Below are 26083 nucleotides of genomic sequence, written 5' to 3'. Positions count from 1 at the left end.
GGCTCACCTGAAAGTCCACCCCGATCTTGCTCGCCTGAACGGCGTAACCTCGCAAATCCGGCACTACGGATCGTGTTTGTGCAGCTAGCGGGCATGGGAACGGGTCGATAACGAAGTTGTGTGATTCCTCTGGCAGTGGGACTGGATAACCTGTCCGGGTGGCAGAACCCACTCAACCGGGGGATGCCCGGATCCGGCGGTTTTCCCTGCGCGTCCTCACCGGGGCGGCGGTGGCCGGGACCGGGCTGGTGCTCATCCTGACCATCGGCGTGACGCGCCCCGGCGAGACGCCGCCACAGAGCCAGCCCGCCGCCGCTGCCCGGACCTCGGAGCCCCCGGCCGGCGCGACCGCCCCGCCACCCGGCCGCCTCGCGCCGGAGGACCGCCCGCGAGAGTCGGACCTGCGGGCCCTGGACACGTGGTCGAACGAGATCGCCGCGGCGACGAAGCTGCCGGCGCGCCTGCTGGCCGGTTACGGCCGGGCGGAGATGTGGATGCGGGCGGAGTGGTCCGGATGCCACCTGTCGTGGGCCACGCTCGCCGCGATCGGCCAGGCGGAGGCGGTCGGCACCGGCCCGCTCCCGGTCCCGGAGGACAGCTGGAAGCGGTGGGCGGCCCGGGCGACGGGCGACGGAAAGCAGCCGGACCCGAAGGACATCGACGACGCGGCGTTGACCTTGGCGAGATCACTGTGCTCGACGGGCGCCGACCTGGCCACCCCGCAAGGCTGGTGGGCCGCGATCACCGGCAGCCCCGCCCTGGCCCCCGAGGCGCAGCTGATCTTCGACACCGCCACCACACTCGCCAAAGCAGCGCCACGCGCCTGATCTTCGAACCGACGCCGAGCCGGGTGGTCATCCCGGAGCCTGCCCGTCCGGCGAGGACATCCCTTGATCTCTCAACCGCCGCCCGACACGGCGACGCGCCCAGCGAACGCCGGAGCGCCCGAGATCAACCTTCCTGCAACCGCACCCGCGCATTCACCTCGGACAACGCGTCCTGGTACTCCGGCACCGGGTTCATCGCCCAGGCCATGCGCAGCTGTCCCAGAGCTTCGACCAGCCGTCCCAACCTCTGGAGCGTGCGTCCCAGCACGAAGCGGGCGTAGTGGTCGGACGGATCGAGTTCGAGGACCCGCGTCAGCGCCTGCTCGGCGCGGTTGAGCTGGGCGGAGTGGAAGTAGGCGCGCCCGGCCAGAAGCTGGACGCTCGGCTTGTCCGGTTCGCTCTCCAGCACCGGCTGCAGCGCCTTGAGCGCGTCCAGCGGACGCCGCTTCTCGACGAGATCCTCCGCCTCGCGAAAAGCGTGCAGCGGGTGCCGGCCTGCTGTTCCCCGCGGGGGCTCTGAGTCTTCCATCTTCTGATCGACGTTACCCCCGGAAAGCGCGTTTCGGCAGGGGCGATCAGGGTGGCTCGGGGCGGCATGATGCACTAACCGGTCATGAGCGAAGAACCGCGGTATCTCGGACTCTCGCCCTACCTGTACTACACCGATGCCACGGAGGCGCTCGACTGGCTGGTGCGCGTCTTCGGCTTCACCGAGAAGGTCCGCTACGTGGACGCGTCCGGCCAGGTCTTCCAGGCCGTGGTCGCCGCCGGTGACGCCGAGATCGTGCTCGCCGGGGTCGGCGCCGACTACTGGGAGGCGAAGGGCGTCGACCGCCCGGTCGGGCAGCTCAACGTCGTGTACGTGCCCGACGCCGACGCGCAGCACGAGTACGTCTGCGCGGCGCTCGGGGAGGGTTGCGACGTGCCGCCGCCGCAGGACCAGCCGTACGGGGCGCGGGTGTTCACGGTGCTGGACTGCGGGGGCAACAGCTGGACGTTCTGGCAGCAGATCTCGGACACCGCCGATCTGCCGTCCGGGTGGCAGGAGGTCAGGGCCGACGAGTGATGCGTGCCTCCACCGGGTGACCGGCGACGGCGGCTACGCTGGTCGCGTCTTCGCTGGACAAACCGATGAGGAGCAGTTGTGGCGGTCATTGAGCAGGTAGGCGCGCGCGAGATCCTGGATTCGCGTGGCAACCCGACCGTTGAGGTGGAGGTGGCTCTCGACGACGGCACGCTGGCGCGGGCCGCTGTCCCGTCGGGCGCGTCCACCGGCGAACACGAGGCCGTCGAGCTGCGCGACGGTGACCCCAAGCGCTACAACGGCAAGGGTGTCGAGCGCGCGGTCGCCGCGGTGCTCGACGAGATCGGCCCCGAGCTGGCCGGTGTGGACGCCGTCGACCAGCGGATCGTGGACCAGAAGCTGGTCGACCTGGACGGCACCCCGGACAAGTCGCGGCTGGGCGCGAACGCGCTGCTGGGTGTTTCGCTCGCCGTCGCGAAGGCCGCCGCCGAGTCGGCCGAGCTGGAGCTGTTCCGCTACCTGGGCGGCCCGAACGCGCACGTGCTGCCGGTACCGATGATGAACATCCTCAACGGTGGCGCGCATGCCGACACCGACGTGGACATCCAGGAGTTCATGATCGCCCCGATCGGCGCGGAGTCCTTCCGCGAGGCGCTGCGCTGGGGCACCGAGGTGTACCACTCGCTCAAGTCGGTGCTGAAGGGCCGCGGCCTGGCCACCGGTCTGGGTGACGAGGGTGGGTTCGCCCCGAGCCTGTCCAGCAACCGCGAGGCGCTGGACCTGATCACCACGGCCATCGAGAAGGCCGGGTACGCCCCGGGCCGGGACATCGCGCTGGCGCTGGACGTCGCCGCCACCGAGTTCTTCTCCGCGGGCTCCTACACGTTCGAGGGCAGCAAGCGCACCGCCGAGCAGATGGGCGCCTACTACCGGGAGCTGGTGGACGCCTACCCGCTCGTGTCGATCGAAGACCCGCTGTCCGAGGACGACTGGGACGGCTGGGTCGCGCTGACCCAGCAGATCGGCGACCGCGTCCAGCTCGTCGGCGACGACCTGTTCGTCACCAACCCGGACCGTCTCGAGGACGGCATCAACCGCGGCGCCGCGAACGCGCTGCTGGTGAAGGTGAACCAGATCGGTACGCTGTCGGAGACGCTCGACGCGATCGCGCTGGCCACCTCCAGCGGCTACAAGTCGATGATGAGCCACCGCTCCGGCGAGACCGAGGACACCACGATCGCCGACCTCGCGGTCGCGACCGGGGTCGGCCAGATCAAGACCGGTGCCCCGGCCCGCAGCGAGCGCGTCGCGAAGTACAACCAGCTGCTGCGCATCGAGGAGACCCTCGGCGACGCCGCCCGGTACGCCGGCGAGCTGGCGTTCCCGCGGTTCTCGGCGGAGAGCTGACCGGCGTAGATGACGCAACGCGGATCCCAGCGTGTGAGGCGCCCCCGGCGCACGGAGGGCTCGTCGGCCCGCCGTGCGGAGGGGGCGCCCGCGCGCCGTCCGCAGCTGGCCCGGCGGGTGGCCGCCGGGAAGGCGCGCCTGCGCCGCAGCCAGGGCAAGCCCGGCGCCGGCGCGGCGCGGGTGCTGGGGATGTCCACGACGCGGCGGGCCGCGGTGCTCGCGATCGTGGTGTGCGCGCTGGCGTTCACGGTCGCCGTGCCGCTGCGCACCTACCTCGCGCAGCGCGCCGAGGTGGCCGAACAGGAGCAGCGGCAGGCGCAGCTGCGGCACGACGTGCAGCTGCTGGAGCAGCGCAAGGCCGCGGTGTCCGACCCGGCGCAGGTCGAGGCGGAGGCCCGGCGGCGGCTGCGGTACGTCATGCCCGGGGAGACGCCCTACATGGTGCAGCTTCCTGGTGAAGGGGACGTTGCGCCTGCCGGGCAGGCTGCCGATCCGGTGGCCTCGGGGGATGCCGCCTGGTATCAGCAGTTGTGGAGCACCGTCGGCGGCTGACCGCGCGGTGGCTGCGACAATGGTTTCGTGAGCAAGACGGACCTGCCCTCGTTCGAACCGGTCACCGAGGCTGACCGGATCATCATCTCCGAGCAGCTCGGCCGGCCCGCGCGTGCGCTGCGGGCGGTGGCCGCGCGCTGCCCGAGCGGGCACCCGTCCGTCGTGCAGACCAACCCGCGGCTGGAGAACGGCACCCCGTTCCCGACGTTGTACTACCTGACCTGCCCGCGGCTGACGTCGCTGGTCGGCAGGCTGGAGGCGTCCGGGATCATGAAGGAGATGACCGAGCGGCTCGCGGAGGACGCCGAGCTCGCCGCGGCGTATCAGCGGGCCCACGAGTCGTACCTGGCCCAGCGGGACGCGCTGGAGCCGCTTGGACACCAGGTCACGGCGGGCGGCATGCCCGGGCGGGTCAAGTGCCTGCACGTGCACCTCGCGCACAGCCTCGCGATGGGCCCCGGGGTGAACCCGTTCGGCGACGAAACGCTGGAGCTGCTCAAGGCGGACTGGCCCAGCGGCGACTGCGCGAAGTAGCTCCGTCGGCAGTGGGTGCTGGGCGCTGAGCGCGCCTCCGTTGAACGGTCCTTTCAACCACACCCACCACCATTGGACCGTTCGGACGCAAGCGATCCGCCAATTCGCCTCAAGAGCCACGCACCTGACAACCGCGCGAAAGTCCCGCAACCCCATGACATTCCCACTCGCGCACCCACCATTGGCCACTTCGTGCCAACAAACTCGCGCCCGTCGCACAAAAACCCCTACCAACGTCGGAACTTCCGGCTAACACTTCTGGCCGGTTCCGGCGATCCCCTTATCGGTAACACGGACTTCACATCCCGCGGTTCAGCATCGGATGTGTTGCCGCTCGGGGAGGGGATGAGGATGTGCGCCGGACTCGTGTGAGGGCTGCCCGCCGCAAGGCGCGAAGAATCGGCCTGGCCCACAAGACCACGCTCGCCGCCATGGGGGGTGTCCTCGCCGTGATCCCGGCCGGCCTGGCCGGCGGCGGCACCGAGACCTGGACGGCCACCACCCCGGTCGACCAGAACCGCGCGATCGGCCCGATCCAGGGTGCGCCGCCGGAGATCCTGCGCGTCAGCGTCAACGGCGAGCTGCCGAAACCGCCGGAACCGGTGCCCCTGGAGGAACTGCCCACCGGCCCCCTCGGCATCCCGGGCACCGCCCTCAAGGCCTACCGCAACGCGGCCGACATGATGACCCTCGAACGCCCGGAATGCCACATCGACTGGGCACTGATCGCGAGTATCGGCCGCATCGAGTCCAACCACGCGCGCGGCGGCTACGTCGACGCGAACGGCACGACGCGCGAGCCGATCCTCGGCCCGCAGCTCAACGGCGTCGGCCCGGTGGCCGCGATCCCGGACAGCGACGGCGGCCGCTGGGACCGCGACACGGTGTGGGACCGCGCGATCGGCCCCACCCAGTTCATCCCGACCACCTGGAACTTCTACGGCGCCGACGGCAACCATGACGGCGTCGCCGACCCGAACAACATCTACGACGCCACCCTGGCCACCGCGCGCTACCTGTGCTCCGGCGGTCTGGACCTCGCCGACCCGGCGCAGCTGCGCGCCGCCATCTACCGCTACAACAACTCCGACACCTACGTCGAAACGGTGATCCGCTGGGCCGAGGCCTACCGCAACGGGGTCGCCCTGCTGCCGGACAGCGACGTGCCGGTCGGCGCGCCGTCCGCGACCGCCGTCCCGACCCCGCCGCCGGTCACCGCGCCGCCGGCGATCCTCGCGGCGCCGCCGCCGAGCACGCTGCCGTCGCCGTCCGGGCGCACCGACCTGGGCACCACCACCACGACCACGGGCAGCACCACGACGACGACCACCACCACCACGACTACGACGACCACGACCACCCCGTCCCCGGAAACCACGCCGACCTGCGAAACTCCCACGTCGCCGGCCTCGCCGACCTCCACCACGGCGCCGCCCACGTCGGAGACTCCGCAGCCGTGCGCGCCGCCCGAGACGGGCGCGGAGAGCTCGACCACGGGTTCGACGACCGGGCCGACCCCGTAGGGTGGGCGCATGCCCCGTGTTGCCGCGATCGACTGTGGAACGAACTCCATCCGTCTGCTGGTGGCCGAGCTGACCGAGCGTCACGACGGCACCTTCGACCTGCGTGACCTGCATCGGGAGATGCGGATCGTGCGGCTCGGGCAGGGCGTGGACGCGACCGGCCGGCTGGCCCCCGAGGCGCTGGAGCGCACCCGCGCCGCGCTGAAGGACTACACGATCGCCGCCCGGCGCAAGGGTGTGGAGAAGGTCCGCATGGTCGCCACCTCGGCGACCCGCGACGCGAGCAACCGCGACGAGTTCTTCGCGATGACGCGCGAGGTCCTGGGCGTCGAGGCCGAGGTGATCTCCGGCGACGAGGAGGCCCGGCTGTCGTTCATGGGCGCGGTCGGCGAGCAGGACCCGGACGACGGGGCGTTCCTGGTGGTTGACGTCGGCGGCGGTTCGACCGAGCTGGTGCTCGGCGAGTGGGACGGCAAGCGCGCCTCGGTCACCGCGGCGAAGTCGGTCGACATCGGCTGCGTGCGGATCACCGAGCGGGCGCTGAAGTCGGACCCGCCGACGTCCAACGAGATCGTGGCCGCGCGCGAGTTCGCCACCGGTGTGCTGGCCGAGGCGTTCGACGTGGTGGACGTGTCGAAGGCGCGCACCTGGATCGGCGTCGCAGGCACGGTGACCACGCTGTCCGCGGTGGCCCAGGACCTGCCCGAGTACGACTCGGAGCGGACGCACCTGTCGCGCCTGACCCCGGCCGACATCACCCGCGTGTCGGGTCACCTGCTGGAGGCCGACCACGCGGCGCGCGCCGCGAACCCGGTGATCCACCCCGGCCGGGTTGACGTGATCGGCGGCGGCGGGCTGATCGTGCAGATCCTCGCCCAGGAGATCGGCCGTCGCGGCGGGCCGGCCGAACTGGTGGTCAGCGAGCACGACATCCTCGACGGGATCGCGCTCTCGCTCGCCTGAGCCGCGTGGCTCCCACACCCGACGAAGGTAGGGTTTTCGTACCGGATCGGGCGATCCGGAAGGTAGGTTCCTCCTCACCCTGATGAGGAGGAGTTCCTTGAGACGAACCAGGTTGCTCATCGCGGCGCTCGCGGTCCCGCTGATCGGCGGGGCCGTCGTTCTTCCCAGCGCGAGCGCACAACCCGCCGCGCTGTCCGGACCGTCCACGGAGTTCACCGTGCTGGCCTCCGGCGAACAGAGCGTCGCCGCCGCCGAGCAGGCCATCCGCGCGGCCGGCGGAACCGTGGTGCGGACCAACACGGCGGTCGGCCTGATCACGGCCACCGCCCCGGCCAACGGCTTCGTGCAGCGCGTGTCGGCCGACGACGCCGTCTACGGCGCGGCGAAGGCGACGGCCATCGGCCACGCGCCCACCGGCAAGGTCGCGCCCAAGCGGTCCGACGTGGAGAAGGAAGGCCGCCAGGCGCCGAAGAGCAGCGGCGCGACGACCGGCGCCACCGGCACCGACCCACTCGACGACCACCTGTGGGGCCTCAAGTCGGTGCGCTCGGACATGTCGCGCACCGTGCAGCCAGGCGACAAGCGCGTCAAGGTGGGCATCATCGACACCGGTGTGGACGGCACGCACCCCGACATCGCCCCCAACTTCGACCACGGGACGTCCCGCAACTTCACCCGCGACATCCCGACCGACCCGACCGGCGCGGTCGTGGACGGGCCGTGCGAGTTCCGCGGCTGCGTCGACCCGGCCGACCACGACGACAACGGGCACGGTACCCACGTCGCGGGCACGATCGCCGCGGCCGCGGACGGGTTCGGCATCTCCGGGGTCGCGCCGAACGTGACGCTGGTGAACCTGCGTGCCGGCCAGGACTCCGGGTTCTTCTTCCTCCAGCCGGTCGTCGACGCGATCACCTATGCCGGCGACGCGGGCGTCGACGTCGTCAACATGAGCTTCTACGTCGACCCGTGGCTCTACAACTGCGCCTCGAACCCGGCGGACTCGGCCGAGCAGCAGCTGGAACAGCGCACGGTCACCGAGGCCATGACGCGGGCGATGAACTACGCCTACCGCAAGGGCGTCACCGAGGTCGCGGCGCTGGGCAACCAGCACACGGACCTGGGCGCGCCGCAGCCGGACACGACGAGCCCGGACTACCCGGCGTCGTCGGCCCACCCGCGCACGATCGACAACGCGACCTGCCTGTCGCTGCCGGTCGAGGGCCCGCACACCATCGGGGTCTCCGCGTTCGGCCCGTCCGGCGCGAAGGCGGACTACTCGAACTACGGCCTGGAGCAGATCTCGGTGTCCGCGCCGGGCGGCTACTTCCGCGACGGGTTCGGCACGGACTGGTACCGCACCAACGAGAACATGATCCTGTCCGCGTACCCGCGCAATGTCGGTGTCGCCGAGGGCACGATCGACGCGGACGGCAACGTGACCCCCGACGGGGCGGCCGCGGGCGTGCAGAAGGCGGTCACGAAGGACGGCCAGGCGGGTTACTACCAGTTCCTGCAGGGCACGTCGATGGCCACTCCGCACGCGACCGGCGTGGCGGCGCTGATCGTGTCCGAGTACGGCCGGGCGAGCCGCGGCGGGATCACGATGAGCCCGGACGCGGTGCAGCGGATCATCGAAGGCACGGCGGCGCCGATCGCGTGCCCGGTGCCCGCGACGGTCGACTACCTGGACGAGGGCCGGGACGACTCGTACACCGCGACCTGCCAGGGCGGCCCGTCGTTCAACGGTTTCTACGGCCACGGAGCGGTGGACGCCTACGCCGCGGTGACCCGGGGAGCCGCTTACCTGCGCGGCTGAGGTGGTGGGGGAAGGGCCGCACCCGCACTCGCGGGGGCGGCCCTTCTCGTGCGTGCCGGCCGTGATCAGTGCGGTGTCGGGGTGGGGTGGGGCCAGCCCCGGTGTTGCCGGGACTGAACCTTCGTGTGTCCGGGCATGTGATCACCGTGGCACTGCCGGGGTGCCGCCTTGATCGGCGCTGCCCCTCCGGCCCTTCTTGTTCGGGTGGGCGTCTCGCCGTGCCGCCGCGGGCGTTGCCGGCGGCGGCACTGGTCAGCGGTCGGTGTATTTGATCGCCGTCAGGGTGATCACCGTCCCGGCGGTGACCTTGGTGCCGGCGGGCGGGTCCTGCGCGACCTGGACCCAGTTGCTGTCGACGACGAGCATGCGGCCGAGCCCCTTGCCGTCGACCTCACGCAGGTTGTAGAGACCGGCGGCCTGCATGGTGTCCTGGGCCTGCTGGTGGTTCAGCCCGGACACGTCGGGCACGGTGATCAGTTCGGCCGCGCCGGCCGAGGTCCGCACCGCCGACTCCGGAGCGCTCACCGGCGCCGCCGAACGGCTCGCGGTCTCCCCGCCCGGGCTGACCGGCGAGGTGCCGCACGCACCGACAACCGCCAGGAGCACGACCGCTCCCGGCGCGGTCGCCCACGTCCTCCTGCTGCGCTTCCGCATACCCGCCCCTCCGGATTGATCAACGTTCACCCGGGACATGTCGTCATGGCAGGCGCGGCCGTTTCAGCAGTTTGAACACCGTTCTCGACCTGTTACCGGTGCCTGCCGCCCCGCCCGCTGAGCGGGGCGGCACGCACCATCAGCGGTTGCTGCTCGACCGCACGAACTCCGCCAGGTCCTTGGACTGCTGCACCCGCGACGGCTCGTGCACGTACATCATGTGCCCGGCCGGGTAGTAGGCCGATTCGATGTTGCCGCGCAGGTTCTCCGGGATCTGCAGGTGCGCCAGCACGTGCTCGGCGGCGTAGTAGGGCGTCGCGCCGTCGTAGTAGCCCAGGGCCACGTGCACCTTCAGGTGCGGGTTGGCCCGCATCGCCGCGCTCAGCGCCTCCACCGCGGACACCGCGCGGCCCTCGAACTCCGAGTACGACCAGTTCCGCACCACGTCCATCGACAGGACCTCGTACGGCAGGTCGTTCTCGTAGCCCAGCTCGGACCGGACGTAGTGGTTGAAACCGGCCGAATATGCCCCGATGATCCGCGACACCGAGGCGTCGTCGCTCATCAGTTCGCGTCCGCCGTCCGGCTCCCACGTCGTGAAGCGGCCGTCCATCCGGCCCGTGGTCAGCCCGCGCTCCCGCAGCAGCTCGGTGAAGAACCGCACGTGCTCGATCCGCAGGTTCACCCGGTCCACATAGGATTCGTCCAGGCCGGTCAGCGTCGCCAGCTTCCGCACCGCCGCCGCCTTCTCCTCCGGCGTCAGCCGCGAACCCCGCGACAGCGCCCAGGGCAGCTCGCGCGCGGCGAAGTCCTCCGCCTCGGCCAGCACGTCCGCCAGCTTCCGCTTGCCGTGCTTGCCGTGGTAGTGCGCGATCGCCGCGTACGTGGGCACGAACAGCGGGTACGGCTGGTCGTTGCCCTCGGTGAACCGGATCGTGCCCATGTCCAGCACGCTCGAGACGAGCATCAGGCCGTTCAGGTAGAACCCGTGCCGCTCCTGCAGGTGCCCGGCCAGCGCCGCCGCGCGCAGTGTGCCGTACGACTCGCCGGCCAGGTACTTCGGCGACAGCCACCGGCCGTTGCGCGACGTCCACAGCCGGATGATCTCCGCGACCGACTCCACGTCCGCGGTGAACCCGTGGTAGTCCTTGGCGCTTTCACCCTTCTTCGGCCGCGAGTAGCCGGTGGACACCGGGTCGATGAACACCAGGTCGCTGTGCGCCAGCAGCGTTTCCGGGTTGTCCACCACGCGGTACGGCGGCGGCTCGGGCGAGTCGACGTCGCCGGACACCACCCGCCGCGGCCCCAGCACGCCCATGTGCAGCCACACGCTGGCCGAGCCGGGGCCGCCGTTGAACGCGAACGTCACCGGCCGCGAACCCGGCTCCGCGCCGTCGAGCGTGTAGGAGGTGAGGAACACCTCGGCCTTGGCGGTGTGGCCGTCGAACTTGCCGTCGGTGTGCACTTCCTTGCGCAGCACGATCCGCCCGGTCTGGGCGGTGTACGCGAGTTTGCGCCGCTTGACGGTGAGCGTGTGCTGGGTGGTGACGAGGTCGTCGCTCGGCTCGGGCGCGGCCTCGGTCTTCGTCTCCTCTTCGGGGGTTTCCGGCATGGTCGCCAACCTAGCGGAGCACACTGACAACGTGCCCCGACCGAAACCCCGCACACTGGCCGAACTGGACTCGGCGGTGAGCGAGTGCCGCCGCTGCCCGCGTCTCGTCGCGTGGCGCGAGGAGGTCGCCGCGACCAAGCGGGCCGCCTTCGCCGACTGGACGTACTGGGGCCGCCCGGTGCCCGGGTTCGGGCCCGCGGACGCGTCGCTGGCCATCGTCGGGCTCGCCCCGGCCGCGCACGGTGCGAACCGCACTGGCCGCATGTTCACCGGCGATCGCTCCGGCGACTTCCTCTACCAGGCGCTTTACGACATCGGGCTGGCGTCGCAGCCGACGTCCACCCACATCAGCGACGGCCTGGAGCTGCGCGGTGTGCGCATCACCGCCCCGGTCAAGTGCGCGCCGCCGGCCAACAAGCCGCTGCCCGCGGAGCGGGACAACTGCCGCCCGTGGCTGGTGCGGGAGTTCGAGCTGTTACTTCCGACACTCCGCGCGGTGCTCGTGCTCGGCGCGTTCGGCTGGCAGGCGCTGCTGCCGGTGCTGGCGCAGACCTGGACGGTGCCGAAACCGGCGCCGAAGTTCGGCCATGGCGCTCACTTCGTCCTGTCCGGGACCCCCGATCTTCACCTTTTTGGGTCATTTCACGTCTCACAACAGAACACTTTCACCGGACGCCTCACCCCGGCCATGCTGCGCGACGTGCTGGGGCGTGCGGCCACTGTGGCCGGACTCCTCTGAATCGTTTCGCGCAGGTCCGCGACCCTGGTCACAGGTGAGGAGGGTCTACGAGCGCCCAGCCGGTGGGGGTGGGAAGATGTGTCTATGGCCGCAGCGAAGTCGGAACCGACTCGGATCCTCATTCTGGGTGGCGGGTACGTCGGGCTCTACACCGCGTTGGGACTCCAGAAGAAGCTCCGCGCCAACGAAGCCTCCGTGACGATCGTCGACCCTCAGCCGCACATGACCTATCAGCCGTTCCTGCCGGAAGCGGCGGCTGGGGCCATCGAACCGCGCCACGTCGTGGTGCCGCTGCGGCGCGTGCTCAAGCGTTGCCACGTGCTCACCGCGCGGGTCAACAAGATCGAGCACGAGCGCAAGACCGTCACGGTGGAGGCCGCCGACGGGCACATCGAGCAGCTGAACTACGACGTGCTCGTGGTCGCGCTCGGCGCCGTGCCGCGGCTGCTGCCGATCCCCGGCCTGGCCGAAGAGGGCATCGGCATCAAGACCATCGGTGAGGCCATCTACCTGCGCAACCACGTGCTGACCAAGCTCGACGAGGCGGCCAGCACGCTGGACCCCGAGCTGCGCAAGCGCCTGCTCACCTTCACCGTCGTCGGCGGCGGGTTCGCGGGCATCGAGGCGCTGGCCGAGCTCGAGGACATGACCCGGTTCGCGACGCGGTACTACGAGAACATCCAGCCCGAGGACATCCGCTGGGTGCTCGTCGAGGCCGCGGGCCGGATTCTGCCCGAGGTGCGCGAGACGCTCGGCGTGTGGACGGTCGAGCAGCTGGAGAAGCGCGGCATCGAGGTCTACCTGTCGACCGCGGCGAAGTCGTTCGAGAACGGTCGGGTGGTCCTCTCGGACGGCACCGAGTTCGACAGCGACACGATCATCTGGACCGCCGGTGTTAAGGCCAACCCGGTGCTGGCCAACTCGGACCTGCCGATCGACAAGCGCGGCCGGGTCGAGGCGACCGCCGCGCTGCAGGTCGTCGGCCACCCGGACGTCTGGACCGCGGGCGACAACGCCGCGGTGCCGGACCTGTCGCGCACCGAGAGCGACCCGACGGCCACCTGCCCGCCGAACGCGCAGCACGCGGTCCGGCAGGCGCGGCACCTGGCGAAGAACATCATCAAGACGCTGCGCGGCGGCCAGCCGGTGGACTACTACCACAAGAACCTCGGCGCGGTGGCCGGCCTCGGTCTGCACAAGGGCGTCGCGGACGCGCTGAACCTGAAGATCAAGGGCTTCCCGGCCTGGCTCTTCCACCGCGGCTACCACCTGAAGGCGATGCCCACGTTCAACCGCAAGGTGCACATCCTGCTGGACTGGATGCTGGGCGGCCTGTTCCGGCGCGAGGTCGTGTCGCTGGGGCAGATCAACAACCCGAAGGAAGAGTTCACGCGGGCTTCGAAGTCCTGACCTGCGGTGGGGCTGCGGGCGCCGTTCGCCTAGGCTGACGGTGCCCCCGTAGCCCAACCGGCAGAGGCAGTCGACTTAAAATCGATTCAGTGCGGGTTCGAACCCCGTCGGGGGCACTGGATCGCAGGTCAGGACGTTGGGGCTGAGGACCGTCAAGATCATCAGCCCCACTTACGCCCCACTTTCCCGGGAACCCTCACAAGATGTCCTCCAGGGCTGCGGCGTTCTCCGGTGACACCGTACCCCGGCCCATGTAGACGTCCTGCGTCATCGAGGGCTTCGCATGTCCGAGTTGATCGGCGATCTCGCGAGCGCTGCGCTTGGCCTCATCGAGGACCGTGCCCGCAGTCTTCCGGAAGACGTGCGACGTGACCCAGGCGAAGCCCTCGCTCCCCCGAGCTTCGCGTAGCGCCCGCCGGGTGTTCGACGGGTCCCGGAGGCCGCCGAGCGTGTCCGGGAAGACCGGGTTAGCCCCGGCGCGGTGCTCAGCCTTCGCGACGGCGAAGCGGTTCCGGAGCATCTCTACCGCCCACGACGGGAGAGGCAGCGTCCGGACGCCCGATTCGGTCTTTGGGAGCTTGCGCTTGAGGCCAGCGCCCTTGATCCGGACGACGTTGTACCTGATCGCGACAGTTCCGGCGTCGAGGTCCACGTCTTCCCAGTAAAGGGCCAGGGCCTCACCGATCCGGACGCCGGTAGCCAGCATGAACCTGGTGAGGTCTGGAAGGTCCTTCGCAACGGCCTTCGGGTCCTGTTCGAGCTGGGCAAGCCACTCGCGACGTTCGGCCACCGTCAACGCTGGCGCGCGGTCGTGCTGGCAGTGCTCCGCGACGTTCACGCCGGTCTACGAGCTTCCGCCTACTGGTTCGGACCTGTCCGGCCGGTAGGCGAGTACGCGTGTTCAGAGTTTCCTTACTTGTTCAAGGCGGCCCCTCCGGGGCCGCTGGCCTCAGCGCCTTTGCCCGCAGCCCAAGCGGAGGCATGCGGCCTGGCGGCCGGTCCTCCGCGGGCTGCGGGGGCGTGAGGAGGCCAGCGGCTCTATCCCGAAGGGGCCGCCAGTGCAACGCTGAAAGATGCCCTCGCCGGGCAGGCAGGCTCCAGGATGACCAGGGGAGTGCAGGCCAGGTTGCGCTGGCAGGGTGGGCGCTTGGTGGTCATCCCGTCGCCTGATCTGATGGCTATCACGCCGCGTTGGGGCCGCAAGGTTGGCAAGTTCGGCCGGCGGATGAGCACGGAGGTTGCGGCCCCAACACGGCGTGATCGAGACGCCATCAGGCGACGGGATGACCACCAAGCTCCTCCTTGAAACGAGGCGGTGGCTAGTTGTTCTTGCCCTTTAGGAACAGCCATGCCGACAAGGGCCCAAGGACGACGCCAAAAAACCCGTCCAGTGCCTCGAATAGCTGTGGATCGCCGAGGTAGATCACCATTGCTAGCTCGGCAAGAAGGGTGATGGCAACGTATCGAGCGGCCGTTCGTGGACGAACCACCCGTAAGCGATCATCGATTGCAGAGCTTGCACGTGCGAGCACAGCTGCAGCCGCGAAGGCGATGCTATCGGACTGATTTGCAACAGTGTCCGCGACGGAGGCACCTAGCAGAGAACCTGCCGCGCGAAGCACTTCAGCGCTCTCTGCCACTGTGAGCGATTCCGGCGGGAACCTAGAAGGGATCTGGTCGGTGGTGCTTCGATAGTTCGCCACCTGTGCGAGCAGGCTGCCGGTTGCGGTGAATCCGTTGGCGGTGATGCCGAGGTCAATCTTTGTGTCTGCAATCGCCTGGGAAAGCAGGCTTGACATTGAGGTACCGGCTATGGTCTTGGCCATCAGGCTCGCCGAGGAGGTGCCGCCCAGTGCTTGGGCCATGAAGCTGAGTGGGCCTTGCATGGAGGTCTGGGCTGCCGCCTGAGCTATGAGACCGCTTAGTGAGCTGTCCGCGATGGAGGGCTTGATCCCCAGGGCGACGTGCTGGGCGGGGAGCATGGAGAGGATCTGGTCGGTGGTGCTTCGATAGTTCGCCACCTGTGCGAGCAGGTCCCGGGATAGAGTTCTCGGCGGTCTGTCGGCATCACCTGATTTCGTAACCATTCTGCAATCTTACCTTGGGGTGCCGACAGTAAGGCCTACGCACACGTGGAGCGCGCGTCCGCGGGCGTTCTAGAGGACTTCGTCATCGTGCGGCTTCGCGGCAGGACGCGACCGGCAGGCACGGACGCGTACCACATTCATGCCACACGCGATCGTCAGAGAATGTCAGAAGGTCACAAGCGTTGACGCATATTTGCACAGGTCAGGAGTGGTTCGTTCGGCGGCGCGCTGGTCGGGAAAGAGGCGAATAAGGTCAAGGGGGTCTCGGGTCGGGTTGGGGCTGTCTGCTGCATGCTGGAGCGATGGACGACCTTGGTGCTCTGAGTGAACGGGACCTGACAGCAATCGAAGAGCGGGTCAGTGCCGCTACACCCGGGCCGTGGTACGTCCACTTGCTAGATGACGACTGGTTCATGAATCTCGTCGCGGTGAGCACGGTCCCGGACGACGAGCACGTTGGAGATCGTTCTCAATTCGACCCGGGCACCGTCGTGGCCGGCACGCTTGTTCAGCACCCTCGATACGTCGATGTCGCTGATCAGCGTTGGGACGAGAATGCTCAGTTCATTGCCGCGGCCCGCACTGACGTACCGCGGCTCCTCGCCGAGGTTAGGCGCTTACGGCGGCTCCTGGACGAACGGCCAGCCTAGCCGCCAGGTGTGTCAAATCAAGATCACGGGGCTTGGCGTCGCCATACCTTACCCTCGCCAATCAACAACAAGCGACCGTCAACGAGAAGCGATGGCGAGCATTCGCGATCGCGAAACACCGAGGTCATGGCATATATTGGGCCCCGACGAGAAGTGTAGAGAAGCGCTCAGCGCAAATCTCTAGATCGCAGGTTCTCCGTTGGGTGGCTTGCCCGCGGGGTCAGTAGTTGCTCGTCAATCCGTCTCGTGATCGCCGAGCCAGTCTTCGAGGTCGGAGCGGCGTATCCGCAGCTCCGAGTTGGGGAGCCTGATGCACTTAGGAGCACGATGTTTCGCTCGCCACTCGTAGAACGTGCGGCGGCTGACGTTCAACTCGGCGCAGATCTCCGCGACGGTCAGCAGTTCACGTCTGCGGTTCATCTGTTTCGCTTTCGAGGCCTCGCACGAAATCGTCCAGGGCGTCGGCTGGGATGCGTCGGATTCGGCCGATCGTTACGGACGCAAGCTCACCCGATTTGACCAGCGCGTAGACGCCCGTTCGGCCGAGGGCGAGGCGCTCAGCTGCCTGCTCGACGGTCAGGAGCAAGCGTGGGTGCGCGGACAACAGGTCCGACGAGTCCCTGAGCTGCCGCACGATCGAATCGGCGACCAGCGGGGCGAGCGCCCTCGCGAGCGCTTCAACTCCATCCGTGAGCCGCAGCTCCAAGGTCAGTCGTTGTCGATCTTCGTTCACGTTGCCGTCCATGGAGTGGTGTTGAACCGCGCTGCTCGGACCGCCGTCACCGTAGCGTCCAGCGGCATGGTTCGTGGGTGACACGCCGCGAGACGATGGTGGGGGCGGCCGGACGATCCAAAGGCACAGCGATTCTGGCCATGTCGGGCTTCCTCGTAGGGAAGCTATGCGAGGAGGTCGTGAACGGTATCGTGTGCATATGACTGCCGCCGCCTCGCACGACGGTCCGACCCCGGGCCGGGGGCGCTTCGACTCGCCCCGGGAGATCCGGGCTGCACTGCTGCCCGAAGAGATGCCAGCCTTCGACGCTGCCTACCAGCGGGCCCTGCGGGAGGCGTCGGAGACGTTGAGCCTGGAGACGCTGCAGTCGACGCTGACCAACTGGCGTCGAATCGCGCGGATGACGCAGGCTGACCCAGCCGCGCACCGGAGGATGCTGCAACAGGCGGAGCGGACGCGGCGCACTGGGCAGCCGCCAGAGGGTGCGGTTGAGTGGGAGCAGTTACGGGCGGAGCTGGGCGTCTGACCGTCCGGTGGCTTATCGCATCGTGACGGACCTGCAGGTCCGTGCCCAGATTCGTGCTCTTCCTGCCGAGGTGTTGCCCCTGCTTGCCGATGCGGTGGGCGTCCTGGAGCTGACCCCGTGGAACGGCCGGCCATACAACGAGGCTGATCCGGAGGGTTGGATGCGGCAGCTCGACTTCGCGGACGGCCGCGGGTTCATCACCTATCTCGTGCTCGACGACCAGCATCGCGTCGACGTGCTGAACGTGACCTGGTTCGGGTAGTGGACGGCCAAGATCATCTGACCCACTTTTGCCCCACAATCACTGTCGCTGGACGGCAGGCGACGCGAGCGGTCACCCATTCGCATTAGCTATCTTCCCAGCTAAGAGCGGGTGTTGCGCGGCATCGGCAGCGGTCGCGTAAGATCGCCTGGAAATCGATTCAGTGCGGGTTCGAACCCCGTCGGGGGCACTGACCTGTCGATGTGGCCGAGCGCGGGGTGCGTCTCCGGCAACCGCTGACTCTTGTTGGAGGTAACCGTGCTCCGCCGGATCGGGCTGCTTGCGCTGGCGGCTGTCCTGTTCGTCCCCGGGGTCGCGTCCGCCGAGGAGGAGTTGCGTCCCGACCTCGGCATGGCGCCGCTCACTGACCTGAAGGTCACGACGAGCCCGACCGGGCAGCAGCAGCTCCGGTTCTCGGCGACGATCGTCAACGTGGGCCGGGGGCCGTTCGAGGTCGAGGCGTCCCGCGTGTCGGTGGATGCGCCGTTCCGGGTCGTGCAGCGGGTCGCCCGGGCGGATGGCTCGCGGGCGGACGTGGGCGTGCCGGCCGGGCTCGTGTACGGCGGCGACGGGCACGACCACTGGCACATCCGCGACCTCGAGACCTACCAGCTCGTACGGCTGGACGGCGGCGTGGTGAGCGTGGCTGCGAAGGCCGGTTTCTGCTTCTACGACACGAGCTCCTACCGGCGCTCCCTGCCCGGCGCACCGCGGTCCAAAGTGTACTTGGAAAGCGATTGCGGGGACCGCGGTTCGCTCACGGTGACGATGGGGCTGTCGGTCGGGTGGGCGGACCGGTACGCGTCGACGCTGCCGGACCAGTTCGTGGACATCACCGGCATCCCCGACGGCCGCTACCGGCTCATCGCCACGGCCGACGCGCAGGGGCACTTCACCGAGGCGGACCGCACCAACAACGCGACATGGGTGGACCTCTCGCTGACCAGCCGGAATGGCCGGACGTCGGTGCGGGTCCTCGCACACGGCCCATCGGCCTGAGCGGCTCCGTTCTCAGACGCAGAACTGCCTGCGGACCTCGGCCGCCTCGTCGCCCGCCAACCAGGCGATCGCGAATTCCCGTCCGTAGCAGTCGAAGCTGCCGGAGGACAGTTCGGCCACGGCGTCCTCGGTGAACATCCAGCCGCCGTCGGTGTGGAGCCATTCGCCGTCGGTGAGCACCTCGGCGAACCAGTCGAGCCTCTCGGCACCCGCCGACCAGCTGCGACGCCACCACGGGCCGCTCGCCTCGTACCAGACCTGCGTGAGCAACAGCAGGCAGCCTGCGGCCCGGCCGTCCGAGCCGAGCAGCCGCGCGACGCGGTCGCGGTAGGGGACCAGCCGGTGGTCGACGACATCCGGCGAGTTCGCGATGTGGGTCCGCAGTCGTATGCGCTGAGCGATGAACATCCCCGGAGTGGTTTTCGGGCGGTTAGGCTTCCGGTGTGGACGAACGGCCTGGCTGGGTGCCACTGGTGCGGGTGGGCAACCACGGATAGCTGCTCGGCCTCGACGGTGACGGGCGGTGGGTTCTCGGCCGCGACGGAGCGGAACCCCGCCGGCTGGAGCAGCGGCCGAGAGACTTGGTGCCGATTCTCGAACAGCGCTACTCCGACATCGAACGGCTTACGGTGAAGGCTCCGGCGCCGCCTCCGTGGGAGCGGCTGCTCAGGCTCGCGCTGGAGGCGGGTGGCGGGTACTGGCCGGACCGCGCGCTGGACTGGCTGGAAGACGGCTACCCGGCCGACGCGCTGGCCGACCTCCTCGAGCACGTCGCCAGGACCGGGGCCACGCAGCGAATCCGCCACCGCGCGCGGCGCCTCGCCAAGGGCGTACGCCGGCAGCCCAACCCACACACGAACATCCCGTAGACGACGTCCAGAGGCGCGGGAAAACCCGCCGCCAGCCCGCCACGTTGGGATTGTGAACCCGGCGCCACCCGGTCGCCGGGCGAATCCTTACCCCGCTGACAGCACCTCCCGCAGCTTCTCCAGCACCGCGGGGTCCTCGATCGTCGACGGGACTGCCTCGGCGCGGCCTTCGGCTATTGCGCGCATCGATTTGCGCAGGATCTTGCCCGATCGCGTCTTCGGCAGCGCGTCCACGACGGTCACCGAGCGGAAGGCCGCCACCGCGCCGATGTCCCGGCGCACCGCGGCGATCAGCTCCTCCGCCAGGCCCTCCGCGGACGCACCGGCCTTGAGCACGACGAAACCCCGCGGCAGCTGGCCCTTCAACGAGTCCGCCACCCCGACCACGGCGCACTCCGCCACCGCAGGGTGCGCCGCCAGCACGGCCTCCATCGCGCCCGTTGACAACCGGTGGCCCGCCACGTTGATCACGTCGTCGGTCCGGCCCATCACGAACAGGTACCCGTCCTGGTCGACAAAACCACCGTCGCCGGTCAGGTAGTACCCGGGATACCGCGATAGGTACGACGACACGTACCGCGAGTCGTCCTCCCACAAACCCAGCAGCGTGCCCGGCGGCAGCGGCAGCCGGACGCACACCGCGCCCTCCGCACCACGCGGCAGCTCCTCGCCGGACTCCGCCAGGATTCGCACGTCGTAACCGGGCATCGGCACGCTCGGCGAGCCCGGCTTCAGCGGCAGCGGCTCCAGCCCGCGTGGGTTGGCCGCGATCGCCCAGCCCGTTTCGGTCTGCCACCAGTGGTCCACCACTGGCACCCCGAGCCGCGCCGTCGCCCACTGGTACGTCTCGGGGTCCAGCCGCTCGCCGGCCAGGAACAGCGTCCGCAGCGTCGGCATGTCCCGCAGCAACTCACCCGACGGGTCCACCTTCTTGATCGCCCGCACCGCCGTCGGCGCGGTGAACAGCGCCTTCACCCCGTACGTCGAGATCACCCGCCAGAACGCGCCGGCGTCCGGCGTGCCGAGCGGTTTTCCTTCGTACAGCACGGTCGTCGCGCCTGCCAGTAGCGGTCCGTACACGATGTAGGAATGCCCGACGACCCACCCGACGTCGGACGCGGTCCACCACACGTCGCCCGGCCCGATGTCGTAGATGTTCGCCATCGACCAGGCCAGCGCGACCGCGTGCCCGCCGTTGTCCCGCACCACGCCCTTCGGCTTGCCCGTCGTGCCGGACGTGTACAGCACGTACAACGGGTCGGTCGCGGCAACCTCCACACAGGACACGGGCGAAGCGTCCGCCACCAGTGCAGCCCAGTCGTGTTCACCCGGTCGTAGCGCAGCCCGCACCTGATCCCGCTGGAACACCACCACCTGGGGCGACTCACCGGACATGGCGATCGCCTCGTCCACGATCGGCTTGTACTCGATCACCCGCGTCGGCTCGATGCCGCACGAACCGCACACCACCACCTTCGGCCGCGCGTCGGCGATCCGCACCGCCAGCTCCTTCGGCGCGAACCCGCCGAACACCACCGAATGCACCGCGCCCAGCCGCGCGCACGCCAGCATCGCGATCACGGCCTGCGGGATCATCGGCAGGTAGAGCACCACCGGGTCGCCGCGCTCGACGCCCAGCCCGCGCAGCGCACCGGCGAACCGCGAGACCTCGTCCAGCAACTCCGCATAGGTGTAGCGGGCCGACGAACCGGTGACCGGTGAGTCGTAGATCAGCGCGACGCGGTCACCGTGCCCGGCGGCGACGTGCCGGTCCAGCGCGTTGTAGCAGGTGTTCAGCCTGCCGCCGGGGAACCACCGGTACCAGGGCGGGTGCTCGGCGTCCAGCGCGCGGTCCGGCTGCCTCGTCCAGCTGATCGCCGACGCCGCGGACAGCCAGAAACCCTCCGGATCACGCAGACTTTCCTCGTAGACGCCGGCGTACCCGCCCATGCCCCGTCCTCTCAGTCCAAAGCAGACAACTCTTCGTCGGTCAGCAATCGCGACCGGATCAGGAACCGCACACCCTCCGGGGCCTCCAGCGAGAACCCGCTGCCCCGGCCGGGAACCACGTCGATCGTCAGGTGGGTGTGCCGCCAGTACTCGAACTGCGCGGCCGACATCCACACCGGGATCGGGGCCGGCACCCCGGCGACCGTGAGGTCGCCGAGATGCACGTCGGATCCGCCGGTGCGGAACTCCCCGGCCGGGTAGCACATCGGCGCGCTGCCGTCACAACACCCACCGGACTGGTGGAACATCAGCGGACCGTGCTGTCCGGTCAGCCGCCGCAGCAGGTCCGCGGCGGCGTCGGTGAGATCCACCCGGCTCATGATCAGAAGAACCCCTGCGCGTTCGGCGAGTACGAAACCAGCAGGTTCTTCGTCTGCTGGTAGTGGTCGAGCATCATCTTGTGGGTCTCGCGCCCGATGCCGGACTGCTTGTAGCCGCCGAACGCCGCGTGCGCCGGGTAGGCGTGGTAGCAGTTCGTCCACACGCGACCGGCCTGGATCTCGCGGCCGGCGCGGAACGCGGTGTTGCCGTCGCGCGACCAGACACCCGCGCCCAGCCCGTACAGCGTGTCGTTGGCGATCTTGATGGCGTCGTCGTAGTCGTCGAACTTCGTCACCGACACGACCGGGCCGAAGATCTCCTCCTGGAAGATCCGCATCTTGTTGTCACCGGCGAACACGGTCGGCTGGATGTAGTAGCCGCCGGCCAGCTCGCCGCCGAGGTCGGCCTTCCCGCCGCCGGTGAGGACCTGCGCGCCCTCCTGCCTGCCGATGTCGATGTAGGACAGGATCTTCTCGAACTGGTCGTTCGAGGCCTGCGCGCCGATCATCGTGTCGGTGTCCAGCGGGTGGCCCTGCTTGATCTTCTCGACGCGCGCGACGCCGTCGGCGAGGAACCGGTCGTAGATGGACGACTGGATCAGCGCGCGCGACGGGCAGGTACAGACCTCGCCCTGGTTGAGGGCGAACATCGCGAAGCCCTCCTGTGCCTTGTCGTAGAACGCGTCCTGCTCGGCCGCGACGTCGGCGAAGAAGATGTTCGGGCTCTTGCCGCCCAGCTCCAACGTGACCGGGATGATGTTCTCGCTGGCGTACTGCATGATCAGGCGGCCGGTGGTGGTCTCACCGGTGAAGGCGACCTTGCGGATGCCCTTGTGCTGGGCCAGCGGCTTGCCCGCCTCGACACCGAAGCCGTTGACGACGTTGATGACGCCGGCCGGGACGACGTCCGCGATCAGGCTCAGCAGCACGTGGATCGACGCCGGGGTCTGCTCCGCGGGCTTGAGTACCACGCAGTTGCCTGCCGCGAGCGCGGGCGCGAGCTTCCAGGTGGCCATCAGGATCGGGAAGTTCCACGGGATGATCTGGGCGACCACGCCGAGCGGCTCGTGGAAGTGGTACGCCATGGTGTCCGCGTCGACCTGGGAGATGCCGCCCTCCTGCGCGCGGATGGCGCCGGCGAAGTAGCGGAAGTGGTCGATCGCCAGCGGGATGTCGGCGGCCAGTGTCTCGCGGACCGGTTTGCCGTTCTCCCACGACTCGGCGACCGCGAGCTTCTCGAGGTTGGCTTCCATCAGGTCGGCGATCTTGAGCAGCACGGCGGCGCGCTCGGCGGGGGAGGTGCGACCCCACGCGGCGGCCGCTCCGGTGGCGGCGGCGACCGCGCGGCCGACGTCCTCGGCCGTCCCGCGCGCGACCTCGGTGAAGGTCTTGCCGGTGACCGGCGTCGGGTTCTCGAAGTACTCGCCCTTCGCCGGCGGGACGTACTCGCCGCCGATGAAGTGGTCGTACCGCGGTTCGAACGCGACGACGCTGCCGGTTTCGCCCGGCGCGGCGTACTTCGTCATGAGCCTGCCTCCTGGATCGGTGTTCGGTGCGAACGGCTTCGGCGCACCGGGCGCCAAGCTAGGGAAGGCGACGTTGCAGCGTCGTTGCAACGGTTGCCGAACGCGGCACGCGCCCGGCATGCTTTCGGTGCCCGTTCCGTCGACGACGCCGGAGTGCCCAATGGACGCCGAAACCGTGACCGACGCCCCGACGGCGCTGCACCTGGCGTCGGACCCGGCGGCGCAGTTCGAGGTGCTGCAACAGGTTCGCGATGCGACTCTGAGTGGTGCTCACGCGCAGTTTTCACCCCGTCCGGTGATTTCCGAGTCCTGGCAACGCTCACTCGCCGCGCACATCGATCCGGACGATTTCCGTCCGCCGATCGTCTACGCGCCGGACGAGGTCGCCGACGTCCGCGATGCCCACCCGTTGCACGCCGTTCTGCCGACGCTGCGGGACCTGCTGGGCAGCATCGCCGACGAGTCGCGGCACGTCATGATCGTCACCGACGCCGAGGGTACGATCCTGTGGCGGGAGGGGCCCGCCAACCTGTGCAGCCAGGCCGACCCGGTCGGGCTGTGCGAGGGGACCGGCTGGTCGGAGCGGGCGATCGGCACCAACGCGATGGGCACCGCGCTCGCCGTGGACGCCCCGGTGCAGATCTACTCGGCCGAGCACCTGGTGAAGACCTACCACGGCTGGACCTGCGCGGCCGCCCCGATCCACGACCCGGACACCGGCGACCTGCTCGGCGCGATCGACGTCAGCGGGCTGCTCGACACGCTGCACCCGGCGACGGTTTCCCTGGTCAACGCCACCGCGCAACTCGCCGAGAGCCACCTGCGGCGGCGGATGGAGTGGCTGGACGGCCAGCTGCTGACGAAGAACATGCCGCACCTCGCGCGGCTGCGTGGCGAGCCGGGCGCGCTGCTCACCCCGACCGGGCGGGTGATCGCGGCCGACCGGCTCGGGCGGCTGCCCAAGCGGGTCGCGGTGGACGCCGACCGCGTGCTGCTCGACGACGGCCGGGAGGCGCACGTCGAGCCGCTGCCGGAGGGGTACCTGCTGCGGCTCCGGACGACCACGGCCACCCGGCGGCCGACGCTCGAACTATCCTTCCTCGGCGACAACCCGGCCGCGGTGATGAACGGCCGCGCCCTGCCGCTCACCCTACGGCGCGCGGAGATCCTCGCCCTGCTCGCGTTGCACCCCGCCGGGCTGACCGCCGAGCAGCTGGCGTTGCAGCTCTACGGCGACGACGGCAACCCGACGACCGTGCGCGCGGAGATCCACCGGCTGCGCGGTCAGCTCGGCGGTGACGTCATGCGAGCCAAGCCCTACCAGCTGCGAGTCGAGGTCGAGGCCGATTTCCTGCGCGTGCGGCTGGCGTTGAACAGCGGTGATGTCGCCGCGGCGGTGGAGGCCTGCCCGGCGCCACTGCTGAGCCGGTCGGACGCGCCCGCCATCCGCGCCGAGCGGGAGCAGCTGGTCGCGGCCGTGCGTACCGCCGTGATCGGGCACCCCGATCCGGACGTGCTGTGGACGTTCGCGCAGAGCGAGACGGGCCGGGACGACGTCGAGGTGTTCGAGCACCTCACCCGCCGCCTGCCTGCCGACGACCCCAGGCGGGCCGTGGCGTCGGCCCGCCTGGAGTGGCTGCTCGGCGAGGACTAGCCGACGAACTTCTCCTCGGCGACCTGCCGCGCGCGTAGCACGTCACCGATGAAGAAGTCGTATAGCAGCGCGCCGACGACGGCGCCGACGAGCGGACCGGCGATCGGCACCCACAGGTAGGGGTCCATCGCGGTGTCACTCCAGCCGGCGAAGAACGCGAACAGCCGCGGGCCGAAGTCGCGCGCCGGGTTGATCGCGTAGCCGGCGTTCGCGCCGTAGGACAGCCCGATCGCGGCAACCGTGAAGCCGATCAGCAGCGGCCCCATCTTCGGGGAGACCGCCTTGTTGCGGGCGTCGATCAGGGCGAGCACCACCACGAGCAGCACCGCCGTGCCGACGACCTGGTCCAGCAGCGGGCCGAACCAGCTGGCGAAGTACGGCGCCGGGACGGTCGCGAAGATCGAGAACGTCGCCTCGCTCTTCGGCGTCCCGGCCGCGGCGTCGAACGCGCTGATCGCTGGGCGGTAGACGGCGTACACGAGCGCGGCGCCGGTGAACGCGCCGGCCAGCTGCACGCCGCAGTAGCCGGGCACCTTGCGCCACGGGAACCGCCGCCGCACGGCCATCGCGAGCGTGACGGCGGGGTTCAGATGCGCCCCGCTGACCCCGCCGGCCACGTAGACCGCGAAGGCCACGGCGAAGGCCCAGCCCCACACGATCAGCAGCCAGTCGCCGGCGCCCTGGAAGATTGTGGTGGCCCCGGCGGTGCGCCCGGACCCGGGCAGGCCCGCGACGGCCATCGCGACGCAGCCGTCGCCGAGCGCGATGAGCAGGAACGTGCCGAAGAACTCGGCGAGCAGGTCGCCGCGGCCGCCGGTCAACCGGTGCAGGCCGGCGGGCCGGCGCAGGGGTGCCACATCGGTCACTGGGTCCTCCTTGACGCAGTACGGATGCCGCACAGGTTGCGAAGCCGCGCGTTGCACCGACGTTGCGCCGCTGGGTTGGGCGCGGTTCGCCCGTGCGTTCGGCTCCCGGCGGGAGTGGCTGCCGCGCCCGCCGGGGAGGGCAGGGGTGGTGCCGGGAGGGGCCGACACGCTGGCGGGGGTGGCCGTCCGCAGCGGCCCGCCGCACCTGCCGAGGGCGGACAGCTCTCCGCCCGGAGCGGCCAACACGCCGCCGGGAGCGGCCAACACGCCGCCGGGAGCGGCCAACACGCCGCCGGGAGCGGCGAACACGGCGCCGGGAGGGACCATTGCCGCCGGGAATGGCCGGCTCGCTGCCCGGAGCGGCGAGCATGCCACCGCAAGCGGCCATCACGGTGCCCGGGATGACCGCCGCGGGGTGCCAACACGCTGGGGCGGCTGCGGCCCGTTGGCCCATTCGAGTGGGAGTTCGCCGAGCCGATTGGCCACTCACCTCGAGCCGTGAAGTGCAACGTTGATG

Annotated in this window: 28 protein-coding genes and 1 tRNA gene; 17 read left to right on the top strand and 12 right to left on the bottom strand. The window is 69.8% G+C overall.

Annotated elements, in window-relative coordinates; genetic code table 11:
* The first annotated feature begins 158 nt into the window (after positions 1 to 158).
* Positions 159 to 827 carry a lysozyme family protein gene (locus AMETH_RS29770; RefSeq protein WP_081617611.1) on the top strand — a complete coding sequence of 223 codons (669 nt, stop codon included), beginning with the start codon at positions 159 to 161 and terminating at the stop codon, positions 825 to 827.
* 124 nt (positions 828 to 951) lie between these two features.
* Here AMETH_RS29770 and AMETH_RS29765 read toward each other — a convergent pair whose 3' ends face one another.
* A complete protein-coding gene (locus AMETH_RS29765; RefSeq protein ID WP_017984871.1) occupies positions 952 to 1356 on the bottom strand; it encodes a tetratricopeptide repeat protein in 405 nt (134 codons plus the stop codon).
* A gap of 84 nt (positions 1357 to 1440) precedes the next feature.
* On the opposite strand from AMETH_RS29765, the gene AMETH_RS29760 reads away from it, so the two are divergent.
* The 7 genes from AMETH_RS29760 to AMETH_RS29730 all read left to right on the top strand — a co-directional run bounded on the left by AMETH_RS29760 (position 1441) and on the right by AMETH_RS29730 (position 8649).
* Entirely contained in the window at positions 1441 to 1893 is a 453-nt protein-coding gene (locus tag AMETH_RS29760; protein WP_017984870.1) for a VOC family protein, read from the top strand.
* 78 nt (positions 1894 to 1971) lie between these two features.
* A complete protein-coding gene (eno, locus tag AMETH_RS29755) occupies positions 1972 to 3258 on the top strand; it encodes a phosphopyruvate hydratase (protein WP_017984869.1) in 1287 nt (428 codons plus the stop codon).
* A gap of 33 nt (positions 3259 to 3291) precedes the next feature.
* Positions 3292 to 3810 (top strand): FtsB family cell division protein, encoded by a 519-nt coding sequence (locus AMETH_RS29750; RefSeq protein ID WP_017984868.1) that lies wholly within the window; start codon positions 3292 to 3294, stop codon positions 3808 to 3810.
* 27 nt (positions 3811 to 3837) lie between these two features.
* Positions 3838 to 4344: a DUF501 domain-containing protein gene (locus AMETH_RS29745; RefSeq protein ID WP_017984867.1), complete on the top strand. Its 507-nt coding sequence runs from the start codon at positions 3838 to 3840 to the stop codon at positions 4342 to 4344.
* A gap of 431 nt (positions 4345 to 4775) precedes the next feature.
* The gene (locus AMETH_RS29740; RefSeq protein ID WP_017984866.1) at positions 4776 to 5867 is read left to right on the top strand and encodes a lytic transglycosylase domain-containing protein; all 1092 of its coding nucleotides are present in this window, start codon (positions 4776 to 4778) and stop codon (positions 5865 to 5867) included.
* 9 nt (positions 5868 to 5876) lie between these two features.
* Positions 5877 to 6830: a Ppx/GppA phosphatase family protein gene (locus tag AMETH_RS29735; protein ID WP_026153489.1), complete on the top strand. Its 954-nt coding sequence runs from the start codon at positions 5877 to 5879 to the stop codon at positions 6828 to 6830.
* A 97-nt stretch (positions 6831 to 6927) separates the two neighbouring features.
* Positions 6928 to 8649, top strand: coding sequence for a S8 family serine peptidase (locus AMETH_RS29730; RefSeq protein WP_435869783.1), 1722 nt, complete (start codon positions 6928 to 6930; stop codon positions 8647 to 8649).
* Positions 8650 to 8901: 252 nt separating this feature from the next.
* Here the strand turns inward: AMETH_RS29730 and AMETH_RS29725 are convergent, their stop codons facing one another.
* Together AMETH_RS29725 and AMETH_RS29720 are read right to left on the bottom strand one after the other, a co-directional pair.
* Positions 8902 to 9255 (bottom strand): PASTA domain-containing protein, encoded by a 354-nt coding sequence (locus AMETH_RS29725; RefSeq protein ID WP_017984863.1) that lies wholly within the window; start codon positions 9253 to 9255, stop codon positions 8902 to 8904.
* Positions 9256 to 9442: 187 nt separating this feature from the next.
* A complete protein-coding gene (locus AMETH_RS29720) occupies positions 9443 to 10915 on the bottom strand; it encodes a S10 family peptidase (protein ID WP_017984862.1) in 1473 nt (490 codons plus the stop codon).
* Between AMETH_RS29720 and AMETH_RS29715 the strand changes: the two genes are divergently transcribed.
* From AMETH_RS29715 to AMETH_RS29705, 3 genes are all read left to right on the top strand, one after another.
* Positions 10914 to 11654, top strand: coding sequence for a uracil-DNA glycosylase (locus AMETH_RS29715; protein WP_017984861.1), 741 nt, complete (start codon positions 10914 to 10916; stop codon positions 11652 to 11654). The genes AMETH_RS29720 and AMETH_RS29715 overlap by 2 nt on opposite strands.
* A gap of 84 nt (positions 11655 to 11738) precedes the next feature.
* Positions 11739 to 13064, top strand: coding sequence for an NAD(P)/FAD-dependent oxidoreductase (locus tag AMETH_RS29710; protein ID WP_017984860.1), 1326 nt, complete (start codon positions 11739 to 11741; stop codon positions 13062 to 13064).
* 42 nt (positions 13065 to 13106) lie between these two features.
* Positions 13107 to 13180: transfer RNA gene (locus AMETH_RS29705), tRNA-Leu, on the top strand.
* Between the two features lie 80 nt (positions 13181 to 13260).
* Here the strand turns inward: AMETH_RS29705 and AMETH_RS29700 are convergent.
* Complete coding sequence (locus AMETH_RS29700) at positions 13261 to 13902, bottom strand: site-specific integrase (protein ID WP_017984859.1); 642 nt, start codon at positions 13900 to 13902, stop codon at positions 13261 to 13263.
* Between the two features lie 481 nt (positions 13903 to 14383).
* Complete coding sequence (locus AMETH_RS29695; RefSeq protein WP_038532508.1) at positions 14384 to 15085, bottom strand: hypothetical protein; 702 nt, start codon at positions 15083 to 15085, stop codon at positions 14384 to 14386.
* A gap of 368 nt (positions 15086 to 15453) precedes the next feature.
* Between AMETH_RS29695 and AMETH_RS29690 the strand changes: the two genes are divergently transcribed.
* Entirely contained in the window at positions 15454 to 15801 is a 348-nt protein-coding gene (locus AMETH_RS29690) for a hypothetical protein (RefSeq protein WP_017984857.1), read from the top strand.
* A 234-nt stretch (positions 15802 to 16035) separates the two neighbouring features.
* On the opposite strand, the gene AMETH_RS37470 is transcribed toward AMETH_RS29690, so the two are convergent.
* A complete protein-coding gene (locus AMETH_RS37470) occupies positions 16036 to 16221 on the bottom strand; it encodes a helix-turn-helix transcriptional regulator (RefSeq protein WP_081617610.1) in 186 nt (61 codons plus the stop codon).
* Positions 16205 to 16546 (bottom strand): helix-turn-helix domain-containing protein, encoded by a 342-nt coding sequence (locus AMETH_RS37465; RefSeq protein WP_081617609.1) that lies wholly within the window; start codon positions 16544 to 16546, stop codon positions 16205 to 16207. The genes AMETH_RS37470 and AMETH_RS37465 overlap by 17 nt, the downstream gene beginning before the upstream one ends.
* A gap of 187 nt (positions 16547 to 16733) precedes the next feature.
* On the opposite strand from AMETH_RS37465, the gene AMETH_RS29680 reads away from it, so the two are divergent.
* The 3 genes from AMETH_RS29680 (at position 16734) to AMETH_RS29670 (ending at position 18321) form a co-directional block, all read left to right on the top strand.
* Positions 16734 to 17060 (top strand): DUF6247 family protein, encoded by a 327-nt coding sequence (locus AMETH_RS29680; RefSeq protein ID WP_017984855.1) that lies wholly within the window; start codon positions 16734 to 16736, stop codon positions 17058 to 17060.
* A gap of 22 nt (positions 17061 to 17082) precedes the next feature.
* The gene (locus AMETH_RS29675; RefSeq protein ID WP_223842969.1) at positions 17083 to 17322 is read left to right on the top strand and encodes a hypothetical protein; all 240 of its coding nucleotides are present in this window, start codon (positions 17083 to 17085) and stop codon (positions 17320 to 17322) included.
* A gap of 258 nt (positions 17323 to 17580) precedes the next feature.
* Complete coding sequence (locus AMETH_RS29670) at positions 17581 to 18321, top strand: lysyl oxidase family protein (protein WP_017984853.1); 741 nt, start codon at positions 17581 to 17583, stop codon at positions 18319 to 18321.
* Between the two features lie 12 nt (positions 18322 to 18333).
* Here AMETH_RS29670 and AMETH_RS29665 read toward each other — a convergent pair whose 3' ends face one another.
* The gene (locus AMETH_RS29665; protein WP_017984852.1) at positions 18334 to 18729 is read right to left on the bottom strand and encodes a hypothetical protein; all 396 of its coding nucleotides are present in this window, start codon (positions 18727 to 18729) and stop codon (positions 18334 to 18336) included.
* Positions 18730 to 18905: 176 nt separating this feature from the next.
* Between AMETH_RS29665 and AMETH_RS29660 the strand changes: the two genes are divergently transcribed.
* A complete protein-coding gene (locus AMETH_RS29660) occupies positions 18906 to 19190 on the top strand; it encodes a hypothetical protein (protein ID WP_017984851.1) in 285 nt (94 codons plus the stop codon).
* An 87-nt stretch (positions 19191 to 19277) separates the two neighbouring features.
* Here AMETH_RS29660 and AMETH_RS29655 read toward each other — a convergent pair whose 3' ends face one another.
* From AMETH_RS29655 to exaC, 3 genes are read right to left on the bottom strand one after another with little or no spacing between them, the layout of a single operon-like run.
* On the bottom strand, positions 19278 to 21140 hold the full coding sequence (locus AMETH_RS29655; protein ID WP_017984850.1) for a propionyl-CoA synthetase: 1863 nt from the start codon (positions 21138 to 21140) through the stop codon (positions 19278 to 19280).
* 11 nt (positions 21141 to 21151) lie between these two features.
* Positions 21152 to 21520: a DUF779 domain-containing protein gene (locus tag AMETH_RS29650; protein ID WP_017984849.1), complete on the bottom strand. Its 369-nt coding sequence runs from the start codon at positions 21518 to 21520 to the stop codon at positions 21152 to 21154.
* Between the two features lie 2 nt (positions 21521 to 21522).
* Positions 21523 to 23046 (bottom strand): acetaldehyde dehydrogenase ExaC, encoded by a 1524-nt coding sequence (exaC, locus tag AMETH_RS29645; protein WP_017984848.1) that lies wholly within the window; start codon positions 23044 to 23046, stop codon positions 21523 to 21525.
* A 160-nt stretch (positions 23047 to 23206) separates the two neighbouring features.
* On the opposite strand from exaC, the gene AMETH_RS29640 reads away from it, so the two are divergent.
* The gene (locus tag AMETH_RS29640; protein ID WP_017984847.1) at positions 23207 to 24700 is read left to right on the top strand and encodes a GAF domain-containing protein; all 1494 of its coding nucleotides are present in this window, start codon (positions 23207 to 23209) and stop codon (positions 24698 to 24700) included.
* Here AMETH_RS29640 and AMETH_RS29635 read toward each other — a convergent pair.
* Complete coding sequence (locus tag AMETH_RS29635; RefSeq protein WP_017984846.1) at positions 24697 to 25566, bottom strand: MIP/aquaporin family protein; 870 nt, start codon at positions 25564 to 25566, stop codon at positions 24697 to 24699. The genes AMETH_RS29640 and AMETH_RS29635 overlap by 4 nt on opposite strands.
* Between the last annotated feature and the right edge of the window lie 517 nt (positions 25567 to 26083).

Source organism: Amycolatopsis methanolica 239 (assembly GCF_000739085.1).
Taxonomy (GTDB): Bacteria; Actinomycetota; Actinomycetes; order Mycobacteriales; family Pseudonocardiaceae; genus Amycolatopsis_E; species Amycolatopsis_E methanolica.
The sequence above is the reverse complement of the archived record's forward strand: the minus strand, read 5'-3'. Positions and strand labels throughout refer to the sequence as shown.